The organism is Paenibacillus planticolens, from assembly GCF_013141725.1.
In the GTDB taxonomy this organism is placed as follows: Bacteria; Bacillota; Bacilli; order Paenibacillales; family NBRC-103111; genus Paenibacillus_E; species Paenibacillus_E planticolens.
In genome coordinates, this window is the sequence record NZ_WHNZ01000027.1 from 1 (window position 1) to 17,420 (window position 17,420).

At 48.0% G+C, this 17,420-nt stretch carries 8 protein-coding genes; all 8 read right to left on the reverse strand.

The features are described 5' to 3' along the window. Nucleotides 1-4,362, reverse strand: a 4,362-nt coding sequence (locus GC097_RS14235; protein WP_171683968.1) for a family 20 glycosylhydrolase, incomplete at its 3' end; no start/stop codon positions are given. A gap of 86 nt (nt 4,363-4,448) precedes the next feature. Further along, nucleotides 4,449-9,608: a discoidin domain-containing protein gene (locus GC097_RS14240; protein ID WP_171683969.1), complete on the reverse strand. Its 5,160-nt coding sequence runs from the start codon at nt 9,606-9,608 to the stop codon at nt 4,449-4,451. Nucleotides 9,609-9,640: 32 nt separating this feature from the next. Beyond that, the gene (locus tag GC097_RS14245; RefSeq protein WP_171683970.1) at nt 9,641-10,489 is read right to left on the reverse strand and encodes a carbohydrate ABC transporter permease; all 849 of its coding nucleotides are present in this window, start codon (nt 10,487-10,489) and stop codon (nt 9,641-9,643) included. 13 nt (nt 10,490-10,502) lie between these two features. Then, a complete protein-coding gene (locus GC097_RS14250) occupies nt 10,503-11,456 on the reverse strand; it encodes a carbohydrate ABC transporter permease (protein WP_171683971.1) in 954 nt (317 codons plus the stop codon). Nucleotides 11,457-11,537: 81 nt separating this feature from the next. Then, a complete protein-coding gene (locus tag GC097_RS14255; RefSeq protein WP_312875667.1) occupies nt 11,538-12,929 on the reverse strand; it encodes an ABC transporter substrate-binding protein in 1,392 nt (463 codons plus the stop codon). Between the two features lie 414 nt (nt 12,930-13,343). Continuing rightward, nucleotides 13,344-14,618 (reverse strand): extracellular solute-binding protein, encoded by a 1,275-nt coding sequence (locus GC097_RS14260; protein WP_171683972.1) that lies wholly within the window; start codon nt 14,616-14,618, stop codon nt 13,344-13,346. A gap of 26 nt (nt 14,619-14,644) precedes the next feature. After that, the gene (locus GC097_RS14265; protein WP_171683973.1) at nt 14,645-15,634 is read right to left on the reverse strand and encodes a substrate-binding domain-containing protein; all 990 of its coding nucleotides are present in this window, start codon (nt 15,632-15,634) and stop codon (nt 14,645-14,647) included. Continuing rightward, nucleotides 15,624-17,420: a cache domain-containing sensor histidine kinase gene (locus GC097_RS14270; protein ID WP_171683974.1), complete on the reverse strand. Its 1,797-nt coding sequence runs from the start codon at nt 17,418-17,420 to the stop codon at nt 15,624-15,626. Before GC097_RS14270 ends, GC097_RS14265 begins: the two co-directional genes overlap by 11 nt.

Below are 17,420 nucleotides of genomic sequence, written 5' to 3' on the forward strand. Positions count from 1 at the left end.
ATTCTTCGCTTTAAAGACGATATCGATGAATTCAGCCGTGCCTGTGAAGGCATGACCGGCACCTTGGCTCGCGATGATTAGGCGGAGCGCGCCCGCTCGATCTTTAGACTCAACAATGCTTATGCCGTCTTTCGCCGACTTCGCCGAGACAAATTCCATAACATCGGCATTATAATTCAGCTTGATATCCTGCGCAAAAACGTTCTGTGTCACATTTCTCAGCCCGAACCGAACAGTGAACTCGCTACCTGCGGGAACAGAGTTCGTACCGCTAAGCGTTGTTCCAGAAGCACTCGGCTGTGAACCAAGCCATTCCAAAACAGATAGAACAGGTCTGTGATCGGAAGCGACATCATCATGAATAGCTTGAGCGTTAACAACACGCCATTGGTTTTTCTGTCCATACATAATATAGTCAATCTTACCGTCCTCTTCATTGGTCCAATCCGTAATACCCGCCGTAGCGTCTGTCCACTTGCTCGTTAAAGATTTGATCGTATCTGACTCCGGAGTTGCGTTCAAATCACCGGCCAAAATGTAAGGAGAAGTCGAACCGTAAAGTTCAACAATCTTATTTACTTGATCTGCTTGAATGCTCTTCGGGTTCCACTCCAGATGTGTTCCGGAGAACGTAAACTCAGGCAAACCGTTTGTTGGCGCAATTTTCGCCGTTAACACAGCACGCTGCTCGCCACCGCTGGTATTTGGCAGCAATGTTTTCTCCGAAGAAGTAATCGGGTAACGGGAAAGGAGCGCCAATCCGTATTCGCCACCGGACAGGTCGATTGCCTTACCAAAAGTTACATGCATTCCCGTCAACTCAGCTAATTTCGCAGCTTGATCTACGTTGCCGCTTCTTGGGACATTTTTATCCACCTCTTGCAAAGCAACAAGATCCGGATTCAAACTCTTAATTACATCAGCAATGCGAGGTAAATTTACAATATTATCATTTCCTGCACCATGATGAATGTTATAAGTCAGGACACGCACTCCAGGACCCGACAATGCCTCAACGGTCACCGTACTTTCCGCTGTAAAGGCACCATCTGTCGTTGTCGCCTTGATTTTCGCGATGCCCGCCTTCAGCGCAGTAACAACGATTTTCCCGCCAATCGTCGCAACGATCGCAACGGTTTCGTTGCTGCTTGACCAAGTCACATTCTTATTGGTCGCATTATTCGGCTGCACAGTAGCGATAAGTTCAGCCGTCTCGCCCTCTTTCAAGGCAACTGCCGTCTTATCGAGTTGAACGCCGGTTACAGGAACTGCCGAATCCGGTACATTATTGCGATATTTAAAGTTGTCATATTCCGCTACTGTAGGACCGAACACTCTGGCGCCCATCTTGCCTTCGACGTTCGGAATCGATGCCAAGCTGCCTTCATAATACTGCGTACCGTTCACGAACAAGGTCACAAGAGGTCCTTCGAACTTGATTTTGACCGTTGAGGTGACCCCTTTGCTTAACTTAGCTGCCGTATTGTTCGTCAGCAGCCCGTAGCTATCCTGTGCGTTCACCCAGTACCAGCTGCCGTTATCGTAGCCGACCGATGCCCACGAATCTTTATTCGTATAGCGGAATACGACGCCTGAGCGTATATTTCCGGTGTTTGTCGGCGTTACTTTATATTCAATTTCGCCGTCTTTGATGTCCGGTGAATTCTGATCAATAAAGACATTGCTCGTATTGTTTGCTGTCAGCTGCAGCGCATACCGGCTAGCTTGCGACGAATCGCTAACGACTGACATGCTGCCTGTTCCTGCTCCGATCACGTGCTGCCATCCGCCAAGTTGATTGTTCTCGAAAGTTTGTTCATAGCGAATTGGAACCGGTACAGTTACCGGATCATCATTCGGATTCGGCTGATACACTTCAAACTCGTACAGGGAATAACCGTATGTACCCGCTCGTTTAGTCCCGAGCATGCGCACATATCGGGCATTCTCTGTTGGGAACTTAATAACTTCCGTGCCGCCGACGCCTGCGTTCGTGGTGTAGGCGTCCTTCCAGGTTTGCGCGTCGCTGGAAACTTGGATTTTATACCCTTTGGCATAAGCGGCTTCCCATTTCAAAATTACCTTGTTGATGTCGTAGTTTTTGCCGAGATCCACATAAATCCATTCGTTATCCGTATATTTGGACGCCCAACGGGAGTTCTTCGACTCATCTTCATCAAAAGCCAGATTCGCCGTTAAATAATTCACTTCTTCTGAAGAAGCCACGGCCGGCTGGCGAGCGGCTATGTTTATGGTCCACGGCGGCGAGCCTGCGGCAACCGCGATTTCTTTCCCCGTCAATGCGCGGTCTACGATTTTCAAATCATCCAATGCGCCTTGGAATGCCTGCGCTGTACTGCCAATGACTGCCGCAGGAAGCAGCGTCGTCTCCGTCAGCTTATCTTTCAGCTCGCCATCGACAAACAGCGATGTCCCGCTTAAATCACCTTTTAAAGCGACATGCACCCAGCGTCCCGTCGGAATCGCCGTATTGAAGCTGAAATCAAAGCCCTCGCGGGAGAAACCGGCCTTGCCTGTTTCCTTCTGCTTTAATTTGATCGCACCGTCTGCGGATTCGAGCAGAATCGCTTCCGGCTGCGTGCCGGCGGTCATATTCACCCAGGCTGAAACCGTCCACGGGAAACCTTTCGTCGTCAACCCGGTCGTGATCCAATCACTGGGATGGCTGAACAGAGCCGCCTTGCCTGTCTTGCCGTTCGTCCATTGAACGCCATTTAACGTACCGTTATAGCCATTGCCGGACAGATCTCCGGCCGTTTGTCCGCCCCCTTCGTCAAACGGATAACTGAGCACGGTTTCTGTCTGCGTTTTGACAGTATGCAGCAAGTTCGTATTAGGCGCATCCCCGATCGCACCGCTAGCCTGACGGAATTGGTCGTACGTCGCGTCGTTGGACTGGCCTCTCCACATTTTCTCGGCCATAGTCGGCAGTGCGTCTTTTACGCGATCATGCACATCCATAGCGCTCACTTTTTTGCCCAGCATATCGTTCCATACAGCAAACATGCCTCCGAGCAGACTCGGATTGTCAGCACTTACTTTCTGCGTACCGCTGAAATAGGTGGGCTCCCAGTTTTCATATAGCCACTTCGTATTCAAATAGTCGTAGTAGTAGCCCGCTTTAGGTACGATATACAGCAAGCCGTCCGTCGTGTTAATAATTTTCCGGCCTTCGTTTATCGCATCGATCGGATTTTGCCAGCCATTGTTCCAGCCGTTCAGCGTAATATCGCTGTCCACCGGAGTCGTGCCCGGGAAGAACGTCAAACTGCCCCACATTCTTGCGGTCTTGCCTTTGCTTTTGAAAAGGTCATTCATCGTGTTTAAATACTGGCGGTAAGCCTCCACGGTGGTTTTATCATTCCGGTCAAATTCATCACCGCCAAAATGAATTTCTTTGGCATCGAACCAATTGCCATCCAAATATTCGCTCCATACATCTTTGACAAACTCAACCGCCTCCGGACGCGTAATATCCAGATGGTCAACAGGAAGGCTGTCTTTTACCAAGTCAGGTCTAACTTTCGTGAAGGACAGCGCATGGCTCGGCGTATCCAGCTCGGGGGTAATCGTCATCCCTCTATCTTTGGCGATATCCTGCAGCTCACGAAATTCCTGCTTCGTATAATGACCGTCTTTGGCCGTAAGTTCAGGGTACTTGGTGCTTTCCAATCGGAAAGCCGTATATTTATCCCAATGCGCTCTGCTGTTATCTTTAAAAATTTCGTTATCATTCAAATGAATTTGAAAATCGTTCATTTTGTACCAGGACATGAACTTCACATAATCTTTCAGAAAATCCATCGTAAAAAACTTCCGGCCGACATCAAGCATGAAACCGCGCTCTTTGTACTTCGGATAATCCTTCGCTACCCCTTTGACAATGCTGGCTTTAGCGGTATCCTGCTGCAGAATTTGAAGCGCTGATCTTGTCCCGTAGAATACGCCGGTCGTCGTATTGGCGCGGATTTTAACCATATCGCCGACTTCAAAATTGTACCCTTCCGTTCCTATGGCATCGTCGCTTTGCTCGTTCAAGCTTAGGAAGAAATCCCCCGAGGCCGGTGAATTCGATTGCACGATGGAAACATCACGGCCGGTAATTTCCTTCAAGTCTTCTTGAAATACAGCAGCCGTTCTTTGTAAGGAGCTGGTAGGAGGAATGACGATCCGTGAGTGATCGCCCATGGTAAATGAACCCGTGTCACCCTTCCATTCTTGCAGGCTCGGAATGACCACTGGCTTCGGGTTTGGCCCCGGACCAGCAGCTTGAGCCGGTTGGAATGGCAGCGAGAATGCAAGTAAGGCTAGCAGACATACCTTCGTTACTGTCTTTCTCATTTTTTCACCTCATCGAATGTTCTTTTTTGGAGCCAAATAATAGAGGAGACCCTTGAACGAATCGTCTAAGGGTCTCTTTTCTCTGTCTATTCCATTATTTTCGAGGCAATGAAGGCCAGATCTGCGATATCGATTTGTCCGTCATTATTGATGTCTAAGTGCTTAATGCTCGCCCAATCAGGACTTGTGGAGTTTTTGCCGTAGTTGGCAGCCATGATGCCCAAATCGCCGATTGACACTTTTCCGTCATGGTTCACATCGCCAGGAATGCCGGCCGGAACCGGTGTGATTTGAACGCTAAAGGAGGAATTCAATGCTTTGAATTCGTTACCTTGCGCATTCCCAAGCGTCGTATCCGTTACTTCGATTGTAGCCGTACTGGCCACAGTCAGCGCTTTCGCGTTAAATGTAAGCTTGAACAATTGCGCATTGCCTGTCACTGCATGACCTGCGCCTTGGCTGGCGGCGATTAGGCGAAGTTTACCCGGTACATCCTTCACCGTCGTCACAATTGCGAGGTTCGGAAGCAGTGAATCCGCCGACACAAACTCCATCAAGTTCGCATCGTAGGTAAGCGTAATGTCTTCCGCGTACACCTCCTGCGTCACATTGTTCAGACCATAAGTAACGGTTACCGGCTGCCCGCTTTCCACGCTGGAGCTTCCCGTTAACGTTGTAGACGGACTTTGTGGAGCAACCACTTTCACCACTACCGCTGCCGTCGCTTGCTTCCCACCGTACGTTGCCGTAACAACGGTTTCGCCTTGGGAAACACCTGTGATCGTACCATTCGCCACCGTGGCAAACAGCGGATTTGCGATCTCGAACGCGGATGCAGCTGTTACATCTTGATTCGTTCCATCCGAGTACCGTGCCGTCACTTTTACTGCTGCAGATTGCCCTTTATTGACTTCATAGCTTGTTGCATCAAACGCGATGGTTTGCAGCGTAGCCGCCTCAACCAGCTTAAAGACATTCAGCTCGGCTGCCGAAGCAAAGTTGCCTGCGCCTGCCGTTGCTTCAAGCTTCAAGTAAGCAGCATTCACCGGCGCAAAATTCACATCTTTCAGCGCATTATTTTGCAGCCACGCTCCGCTTGCCACTTTCGTATACTGCACGCCGTCCTGACTGACATATACGTTGTAAGCCGTGATAGTCCCGTTGCCGGCATCCGGACGAGGCGTGTATTCCAACTTGCTGATTTTGTAAGTTCCACCTAAATTCAAAACAATCGATTGCGGCAGCGGATCAACATTGAACCATTTGATATGCCACCAAGTGCTTGGATCTCCGTCAAGGGCCAAGCCCGGTTCGTTACCGGCCTGGAAGCTCGCAGCCGTTGCCGTCATTTGCATCTGTGGAATTTTCACCAAACCGGTTTGCCCGGTTACCGTGACATCCACCTTCGCTTTAAAGCCTCCATCCGCCGTCGTTGCCGTAATCGTCGCTGTTCCTGCGCCTTTCGGAGATACGACGCCGCTCTCATCTACCATCGCAATCGCCGGATTGCTTGTGCTCCAAGTAACCGTCGTGTTTGCTGCGTTCAGAGGCATGACTGTGGCTTCTAAAGCAACCGGCGCATCGAGCACGTTCATCGTGATCGTCGAACGATCCAATGTTACGCCCGTCACTGGAGCCGTTCCGATAATCGGCAAGCCGATCAGCTTCACATCCGCGATGCTGGCTCTTGTGCTCGCATCTGGCAGTCCGGTAATCGTGATTCGCACATATCGCCCTTGGCTGCCGAACGTATCTTTGAGCACTTCGCCGGCTTCGGTATTGTTCATGCGGTTTAATACTTGAATCCAGTTGCTGCTGCCCGCTTCCCGGACTTCCAGCTTGTATTTGTACACTTTATCGCTCTGTCCAAAAGAAATCTCAAGTCCTTGAATCGCGTACATTTTGCCCAAATCGGCGGACCATACATGACCTGGATTGGCGTCACTTGCCGACCATAGGGTATCCATTTTGCCATCGTTGGCATTGCTTGCCGGATAGAGCGGATCTGAGCTGTCTGCCGTTGCCGGCTTGCCTTTCAAAATATCACCTAAGACAGGAGGCGCCTGAGGCGTTTCATACACGTCGATTTCAGAGGCTGAGGCGAATCCGCCTACGGCCACTACAGCCTCCAGCTTCACATAGCGGGCGTCAACCGGCGTGAATTGGATATACTTTTTCAAATTGTTGCGGGTCCAAGTGCCTGTGCTGATTTGCGTATAGTTCGTTCCGTTCGTACTCACGTACAGATTATAAGTTGTAATCGTGCCATTGCCGGCGTCTGTACGAGGTGCGTAACGGAATTGGCTAATATTGCGCAATTTACCGAGATCAATAATGATGGATTGCGGCAGTTTGTCAGAGCCGTCCCATTTTGTATGCCAGACGGAATTGATGTCGCCGTCAATCGCTTTGGACGCTTCGCTGCCCGGCTGGAAGCTGAGTGCCGAAGCCGTCATTTGATTTTTCGGAATCGCCATCGGCGTTGGCACCGAACCGTCACGGTACACGTTTAGTTCAGCCGCAGCCGCCGAGCCATTTACTCCGGCAGTTGCTTCCAATTTCACGTACTGCGCTTCTACTGTCGTGAAGGTTACTGTTTTTTCCAACTTATCCGCATTCCACGTGCCGCTGGTAACTTTGGTGAAATTCGTGCCATCCGTGCTCACGTAGATGTTATAAGCTGTAATAATGCCGTCTGTGCCCAAATATTGTCTTGGCAAATATTTCAGTTTGTTCACGGAAAACTTCGTTCCTAAGTTCAGCGTGATCGACTGCGGCAGCGGAGTGCTGCCATCCAGCTTGGTGCTCCAGACGGTCTCATTGCTGCCATCCAGTGCATTAGCAATAGGAGAAGTTGCATCCGTGCTTGTTGCCGTTGCCACAATATCCCCTTGTGGGATTTTCGTCGGATCGTTGTCCGGTTCCGGCAGTGAAATGACAGTTGCGTCAGTCAACGGAGTCGTATCCGCTGCAAATCCGGCTACCTTCACTTCGAAGCCTTGGTCAGCTCTCATATCCGGCGTTTTCACATAAACGATTCCGCCTTTATCCGCGCTATCGAAGTACCAGCCGCTTGCCGCAGCTGCCAATTCCGTTTTGCTTGCATACTCCGTATAAGCGGAGCCGCCTACCGAAATGCTTGCCGGTTTGGCATGCATATGAATTTGGAATTGGTTTGTACGCGCTGCCAGCTTGCCGTTGTAATCGCCAACGCTTGGTCCTACTTGAATTTTCAAGTCGCCTGTTCCGGTCTCTGGAGCGATCGAAGTAATTAACGTTTTGGCGAATTTGCCGCTGCGGTGCTCTCTTGATACCCCATCATCCTCATACATCGTGAAAGATGAAGTTTTGTAAGGATAGATATCATACGTAATCGGATTCGGCGGCACTTGACCGTCGTAAAGCGCTTCCGGATACATCGGAATAATGGCGCCGGCTTTGACGAGAAGCGGCACACGGCTAAGAGGAGCGCTGTATTCGTCCAGCATTTTGGAACCGTAATGCTCTGTCCCTGTCCAGTAGTCGATCCATTTCCCTTTTGGTAAATAAATACCGTTTCTCACTGTCGTATCTTTATAGACCGGCGCAACCAACAGCGACTGCCCGGACATGAATTGGTACTGTGTCAGCGTGTTCTTCGTATTCGGATCATTCGGGAATTCGTAGACCATCCCTCTGGTAAACGGCGCTCCCGATTCATAAGCTTCATTCAAATAAGTATAAAAGTAAGGCGTCAAGCGCTGTCTAAGCTTCAAAATATCTCGGTTATAGCTTGTGTAAGGCTCTCCATAGCGCCATGGCTGCTTATCGACGGAAGCCCAACCGGACATGCTCATCAGGATCGGTGTAAACGCTTTCCATTGTAAATCGCGGACATACGTCTGGGCGCTTCCGCCGAAGATTCCATCCACATCACCGGTAGCGTATGTCATACCTGACAGCCCGGCGCCGATCATCGAAGGAATGTGGAAACGGATATATTCCCAGTTCCCCGATTGGTCCCCCGACCAAACCGTGGAGTAACGCTGCGTCCCTGCCCATCCGCCGACAGACCAGACGAAACCGCGGTCGTTCGAGTTGTTTTCAACCCCATCATGAGCCTGTCTCGTTGCGTCGAGCGCGAAATCATAGCCAGGTCCGACCCAAGCGACATCCAGCTTGTTCAATCGCGTGCCGGCTACGCCAACTTCCGTTGCAATATTCGCAAGTCCGTTTTGCGTCCACAGGCCTGTGTAAAAGCCTAAGTCATGAAGCTGCTGCACAGTGCTTGGCAGCTGCACATACCCGCAGCCGTATCCATCGTTTGGCAGCAGCCAACCGCCCGGCATATCATTGGTGCGGAAACCTTGCGCCACTTTCAAAACATCCGGCGTCGTCAGCTTATTCGGCTTGTTAGCGCCAGTATTGCTTGTATTGTAACAATCCGCATCTCCCATACTCATTCCCCATCTGGGAATCAGGGACGGCTTGCCGGTCAAATCCGTATAGCCGTTTAAAATGTCTTTCATCGTCTCGCCGTAAAAATAATACGCGTCAAAACGGTTCTCATTGTGTGTCAGCTGTGCGGGACTGCCGAAATTGTATGTACCGTCTTGGAATGTGTTCCGCAGTACGCCATAGCCCGCCGTACTCAAATAAAACGGAGACGGATTGGAGACGGTGCCGCTGCCCCAATCGCCAAAGTCTTTGGCGATTTTAATCGTTTTGTCACGGTGCGAGAAAAATCCGTTTTGCATTCCTCCGCCGTAGTAATATTCATCTGCTCCTCTTGCGAGCATCTGAGTTGTCGAGGAAGAGCTATAGTTTAACGGAGATTCCTCTTGCCATACGACAGTTGCGTTGTCGCTCTTGTACATCGCGAATTTGAGCGGACTTTTGTACGCGCGCAGAATGAACTTGCCCGTCGCGATTTTGTAGTAGCTGCCCTCATCGGACCAATTCACAGCGACAGGGCCGAAATCTTCCTTCACAACGATCGGCTCTTTGGGCGTGGTTGAGCTTTTACCGGCCAGCGTTTGGAATTTCCCTCCTACGCCAAGCCAGATCCGCACCATATCGTCGCGATTAAAAATAACTTTGACTTGATCGGTACCGGATGTAATCGTGAACGTCTTGTCATCTGTTTTCTCGAACTTCGTGATGTCGCCAACCGCTGCTGCATGTGTCGTTGTCCCGCCTAAGAATATGATCGCTAGTACGAACACCAGGCTAAAAGCAAAACCAAAAGCATGTTTAAGCGTCTTCACTTCCTGCACTCTCCTCTTCAATTTCTACCTCATCATCCTTTTAATGCTCCGGCTGTTATCCCTCCTGTAATTTGTTTTTGGAAAATACTATAGAACACAATCGTCGGACCCATAGATATAATTAGGGCTGCGAAGAGTGGTCCCCACTCTGTTCTGTACTGCATTTCACCCTGCATGACCGCAATGGCTACCGGTATCGTATATTTGGTTGGATCATTGATCAGCACAAGTGCAAAGACATATTCATTCCAAATATTCAGCACGGTTATGATCGCTACAGACATCAATCCCGGCTTGGCAAGTGGAAGCATTATCCGAAAAAAGATGCCATAGTGGGAAGCACCGTCTATCGATGCGGCTTCTTCCAGTTCGCTTGGCAGCGATTTGAAAAAGCTGACCAAGACGAATACGGCAAACGGCACAGCTGTGACCATGTAAACTAAAATGAGGCCAAATAAATTGTTCGTCAGATGAAGATCATTCAGCAAAAAAAACAGGGGAATGATGCCAAGAAATGTTGGGATCATCATGTAGGAAAGATACGAATAGTACAGCAAGCCGTTTCCTCTGAACGTAAACCGGGCAATCACGTAAGCCGTTGTCGCCGATAAGAGCACTCCGAATATCGTGCTTACAAGTGTTACTACCAGCGAATTCATAAAATTATGGCCAAAATTATACTTCCCCCACACGTACGAAAAATTGGACCAAAGCAGAGGCAGCTTCGGTATATCCCACGGTTTCCCCAAGAAAAACTGCTGGTTGTCTTTCAAGGCGCTGAGGATCGTCCAGATGAGCGGATAAAGAACACATACCGCCCAGGCGATTAGAATGAATTTGAAAAACATCCGAAATACAGGATTGACGGTACCTTGACTCATATGAAAAACCCCTCTACGTTAATTCAATTGTTTCTCTCTTCATCAGCCTCTGAAGAGTTGCTGTGGTGATTAAAGAGAGCACCAAAATGAGGACGCCAATCGCAGACGCGTAACTGAATTTGCCAAATTTGAAAGCATTCAAATACAAATAGGAGCCCATAACCTGGGTGGCATTATCTACTCCGCCTTCGAAGGTCATTATAGTTACGATGACGAACGACCCATTGAGTGTCGTCATTACAATCCATACTACGGAAGTCTTGATTTGTTCCCACGAAAGGGGAAGCGTAATCAACCAGAATTGATTCCACTGCGACGCTCCGTCAATCTCGGCGGATTCAAATAACGACGATGGAATGCTGAGAATACCGGCGACCAGTAAAAGAATCGTAAAACCTACACCTGCCCAGATCGAAGGCGGCAGCAGGGCGAATATCGACCATTTATCGCCTAACCAGGCGAAATCAAACTTTTTATTTGTAAATAGGGAGATAAAAGAATTTAAAAATCCAAGGTTCGGATTATACACATAGCGCCAGAGAACCCCGACGACAACGACGGAAAGCACATTAGGCAGAAAGAAAACGATACGGTAAAACCCTGAACCGCGAATGCCCAAACGCGTTAGTGCTACCGCGAAGAACATGGACAAAACCATAAAACCAATGACTTTACCGAAGACCAGAATATAGTCGTTGCGAATCGTCTTTGGGATCACACTGTCATCCAACATATCCTTGAAATTTCCAAGGCCGATGAAGTTATACGTTTCGGAACCGCCCGACCAATCAAATAGACTAAGGTAAATGCCCTTGAACATCGGATAAACGGTAAACACGAGATATAGAAGCAAAGTTGGAAGGATAAAGGAAAGAATGAACATATTCCGCTTCATCTTCGCCGTACTGATTCTCTCGCTTGCCTTTCGCTCTATCCCGGCAGGTGTGGTTGTGTTGCTTCCTTTCATACTTGCCTCCAATCTAAGCTTCTGAATGATAATAAGGGAATCGGAAGTGTTCCCTTATTATCACTCCAAACTTGTTACTCTTTATTTTTTTTCTTTGGAACGAATTTTATCGGTAGCCTCTTCCATACGATCTGACCACTGCTGCGGTGTAATTTCACCTTTCGTAAGAGCGAGCGTTGCGTTGTTTCTTGCTGTTACAAGCTCCTCAGGAATAACAACCTCAGGCGCAACGACCGTGTTTGGTGAATTATAGAATTTGGATGCTTCTTTCGTTAGCGCCGGTGCATTCGTACCTTCAAGATCTGCCTTGATGTTAGCAGGGGCTTTGGAAAGCTCAGCCCATAATTTACTCTCTTTTTCTGTGAAAATGAATTGCATGAATGCTTTAGCCGCCTCAGGATTTTTCGCTTTCTTCGCGATGGCAACGGTGGAAGTGTAAGGATTCGCTACGAACTTGCCGCCTTTGTCTTGGCCGATGGAAGGCAAGAATCCGAATTCGAATCCGGCTGGAATATCCTTCGCCATCTCGCTTTCAACCCAAATGCCTGTCGGAATGAAAGCTGCTTTATGCTGCAGCCATTGCGTTTGGGAATCCGTGTGATTCAGAGCCGGTGATCCTTTGTCGATGAGCCCTTTGTCTCTCATTTGCACAATTCTATCCAGAGATTTCATCACAGGCTCGCTCTTCCAAACACCCTTTTCGAGAGAATTAATTTTCTTGAAAATGGATGTGTCATAGTTGTTCATCGCAATAATCGTAGGGTCTAGCAATCCGCCGTTGATGTAGTACGGATAAACTCCTGTATGGATATAATCGCTCATTTTGCCATCTGCTTTAATTTTCTCGCCTAAATCCATGAAGCTTTGGAAGTCTACAGGCGCTTCCCAGCCTTTACTTTTGAATAACGCTTTGTCGTAGAACGTGCCCCATGAACCGAAAACGAGCGGAACAGCGAAGGCTTTACCCGGTTTGTACTCCTCAGGTTGAGCGATCAAGAGATCAAGAATCTTCTTTCCGTCTACGTTCTTGGCATCCTTCAGCCAGTCCGTAATATCCATCAGTTGGTCATCCGTTACCATCTGTCTAGTGTTAGAGCCCGCTCCGTCGATGTAAACAAAATCAGGCGGATTCCCTTGCAGCCAGCGCGGTTTCATTTGATCGTTGATTTTGGCGCCTGCGGATTCCTTGATCTTCAAATCGGGATTCTGCTTTTGGAACTCAGCGATAGCTTGTTTCCACCACGCATCGCCGTATCCGCCGACAAAATATTGAATTTCAAAGTCACCGGCAAGCTTTGTTCCTTCAGGTTTAGCACTGGCAGCAGGTTTAACGCTCTCCACCGGTTTGGTACTGTCGGCCGGCTTTACTGACGCACTTGTCGTAGTCGCATTGTTACTTCCGCAGCCTGTCATAGCAAGTAAAACTGTCGATAGCACCATACCCCATGCCATTGTTTTTTTTGGCTTCATCATCGTAAAGACCTCCCTAGAATTTTGCGGTGCCAACATGATTGGATAGCATCCGCTTCTACTCATTTCCAATTCCTTCGTACACCTTAATCATAGTAATTTTCACGGTATTCAACCATTGATTAAATGACTGTAAATAGTTAAAAAAGTATTGTCTTTGGGTACGTTGTTGTAAAATGTAGTTCCCACAACTTTGCGATCCAGTAAATCTGGAGGAAGCTGCTCCTCAAAATCACGGGGCCATGGTTGCAGCAAACTCAAGAAAACGGTCATCAGTGCCAAAAGCAAAGAAGCTAAGCTCATACAAGCCACTTAGCTCCGTTCACATTCGACTATTCAGTTTTTTCTACCGTTTAGAATCAGTCCCGCATATCCATCTTGACTTCATTTGAGACAACCACTTTGCATTTACTTGCCTCAGCGGCTTTTGTCGAGAGCGATCTGCTGCAGCCGGTCAAGCGCTTGTTTGGGCGTCATCTGGCCGAGCAAAACCGTTTGCCCCATATTTCTGGTTGCATTCAGAACGGCAGACCATGCGGGATTATTGATGGGGTAAAACTTTGCGCTTTTAATGGAGTCTAAATTTTGTTTCATGGATGGATCATTAGCGGCCAATTTGCTGCCTACCGTACGAATGGTAGGAAGAAATCCTTCCCGGAGAACGAATTCTTCGTAACGCCCGTCCTCATAAATAAAATCCAGAAATTTAGACAACGCTTCCTTGTTCGTGTGATCGGTTTTGAAAGACATCCATACGTCCTGCACACCCAGTACTAGAGGCGTCTGTCCCTCTTTCACCGGGATCGGTCCTTTCGCCCATTTCAGCCCTGGATACTCATGCGGAACGACGGCTTCAAAATAGTTGCCGGAAATCAGCATCCCAAGCTTGCCGTTTCCCAGAATCCGCTGTTTTTCATCGCGTGTTGTCACCGCGGGTTCCGGGTCCGTTAAACCGTCTTCGTAAAGATTTTTTAGAAACGTGATGCCTTCCACATTCTCAGGCGAATTGATCGCCCACTCGCCATCCTTCATCCAACCTCCGCCGGCACCATAGAAAAAGTAAGAAAGATACGCCCAAATTTCATTATCCGTCAAGTCGACGCCGAAGCCATCCACTTGCTTCGTATTCTTGATTTTGCGCGCATCCTCCTCCAGATCTCTCCAAGTTTTCGGCGGCTCTGTAAGGCCAACCTCATTGAAAATATCTTTGTTATAATACAGTTCCCTGATTGTCGTTACATAGGGCACTGTGTATTGCTTGCCAAGCATTCTGCCGCTGTCCATCAAATAGGGATAAAACTTATCCTTCAGTTCAGTCGAAAGAATATCGTCCATGCTGTTCAGCAGTCCATCCTTTGCGAAATGGGCGTAAATGTTCGTGAGCAGCAAATCCGGAGGCTGGTTGCGGCTGATCATCGTATTATAAGCGCTATCCAAAATATCCCAATTAATGACCTGCAGCTCCACCTTGATGTTCGGATATTTCGTTTCGAATTCTTTCACCACATTTTCAAAATAAGGCTTAGTCGACGTGCTGTACTCAGCAGCCACAAACGTAATCATCGCCTTCGCGTCGGGGTCGGACGTAACCGGATGGAGAACGTCCTCGCTGATGCATCCGGTGAATACAATAGCCGTCAGTTGCAGAAGTAAAAGCGACCAAGCCGTTTTTGTTTTACCTGTTTGACTCATGATTGGATCCCCCTTCCATCATTTCCCTACTTTTCCACCAAAGGAAAGAGAAGCTCCTGATTTTCTTGGGTGTACATGTTTTCTTTGGTTATGACATGGGCGTCTATACTCACTTTGGGGTCCACTTTTATACCGGACAAAGCCTGCACCGCCGTTTCAACGGACAAATACCCCATATTGAACGGCTTTTGCACGATTGTGGCCTTGATAACCCCTTCTTCCAACAGCTTGATTTCATAAATAGAGCTGTCAAAACCGACGATTTTAATGTGATCCTCCCATTTTTTTTCTTTGATTGCCCTGGCTGCCCCTAAAGTGGCCTTTTCATTCAAACCTGCAATACCTTTGATATTCGGATACATGGCCAGCAGATGTTTGACCTGTTCATAGGCCGCATCCTCTGTACCGTCAAACTCGTAATTGCCTGCATATTCCACACCGGGAAAATCAGCGATGGCTTCCTTAAACCCGCTCACTCGCTCTTTCTCGGCTATCGATTGCTGATTGCCGCCGAGGGTCATCACGCCAAATAGTTGACTGTTTTGTCCTCCTGCCAAGAAGACCCCGGCTTTTCTCCCCGCTTCGAAATTGTCGGTTGCAATTAGGCTTGCTTCTGTATGGGTATAGACCGGCGAATCGATCAAGATGAGTTTCGTTCCGGACTCTTTTATTTTTGTGGCGGCAGGTGCAAGCCTCTCATAGTCTGTTGCAGCGAGAATGATAGCGTCAGGCTTCTTCAGCAGCGCTTCATCCACATTCCGGATTTGTCCTGCGGTATCCGTTTCCGATACCGGCCCCGTTATATCGATATTGACAGCAAGCTCCTTCGCTGCCGCCTTTACGCCTGCACTAACCATCTGCCAATAATCCGAGCGAACGTTGTTCGTTTTTAGGACGACAGCGATCTCGAGCTTTCTTGGATTCGTAATACGCAGCATCTCCATGCTGGCTACCACGACAAAACCAATCACGATCACAGACAGCACTGCCAAGAAAACCGGCCTTTTAACGGTCATCGGCGACTCCTTTCTGGGCACATTTGGGGAGCACAATCCGAACCTCCGTACCTTCCCACTTTTCACTTTTAAACGTAAGGCCAAACTCATTTCCGAATAGTTTGATCCGTTCGTTCACATTACTGACTCCGATCCCTTTGACGACGCCATCTCTCACTTTCAGAATGTGATCCAGCTTGTCCGGCTCCATGCCGACTCCGTTATCGGCGACGACAAACACAATGGTATCTCCGTCTTCTTTTCCTGTTATTTTAACTAAACCGGGCTCCAAACTGTTCTTGATCCCATGATAAATCGCATTCTCAACGATCGGCTGTAAAATAATTTTCGGAATATGGACCTCCAGAATCCCAGGATCAACCTCAATCTGAAAATCAAGCTTATCCTTATATCTCATTGATTGAATCAACAAATAATTGGTGATGTGCTCAATCTCAACCCGAACGGAAACGGTTTCATTATTTTTATTAATAATCGCGCGAAACAGCTTGGCAAGCGAAGAAGTCATCTGGACAACCTCGTCATGCTTTTTACGCTCCGCCATCCAGATGATGGAATCCAGCGTATTATACAAGAAATGAGGATTAATTTGCGCCTCAAGCAGCTTCATCTCGCTCTTTCGTTTGCTTTCCTCATTCTGAATGATTTGATTCATTAAATCTTTGATTCGGCCGACCATGATATTGAAAGTTTGACCCAATTGTCCGATTTCATTCTCGCTGCGGAATTCCGAACGAATGCTGAAGTCTCCTTTTTCCACTTGCTTCATATTACTCTGCAGCAGCTTGATTGGCCGTGAGAGGTGGCGGGAAATAAAGAAAGAGAGATAGAGCGCGATAACTAAAGCCAGAATTGTCCATAAAAAATACGAAATATTAATCTGATACTGGTTGGCAATGAGTTCATTGGCATAGGCGACCCCGACAATTTTCCAACCGAAGTGCGTCTCTTGGATCGTATAGATCCGTTTTTTGTTGCCATCCCCCGTAACGAAGCTGCCGCTGCCGGACTGTTTGACCTCATCAATCATTTCCGCTTTTAAATTACTGTTAATCAACTTCTGCTGCGGGTGATACACGATGCTGCCATCCTTATCGAGGATGAAAACATACCCTCTTTTGCCCAGATTAATATGATTGCAAATTTCGCCTAAGACATTTAAGTTGAGATCAACCAGGAAAATACCTTCTCCCGTAATGCCGTCCGCACTTTTTAGTTCCCTGCTCAAGGAAACCACCCAACGGTACTCGTTCTGGATAATGTTTTGGACATGCGGAGCGGAAATGACGGATTTCCCGCCTTCGGCTTTTGCATTTTTGTACCATGGCTGTTCCTCAAAGTTGGCATTCGTATTCAGGCTTGTAATCCGGCGGTCGGAGACGAATCGGTTATTGTAGCCAAAAACCATAATCGAAGCAATATCTTTACGGGTAATCAAAATGGACTGAAATAAATCGGATATTCGTTTCTCATACGGTCTGCGTTCTTCGTCACTAATAAAGCCCGTCCCTGTAATGTAATATTTCACGTCCTTATTCGTCGATGCGAGCATCGAGATATCTTCCATATTGGTTATATAGGATTGAATATTGATATTCACCTGTTGGACGATTTCAGAAATATAGTGCTTCGAATTCATTTCCACCGCGTCAGCCGACAGATGGTAAGAAATGTAACTTGTGATCACGATGAGAAATAAAATCAAGCAAGAAAAAACGACCGAAATACTTGATTGAATGCTTCTAAATTTGAAAAGAAATGATCCGGCATCCCCTTCTTTTCTCAT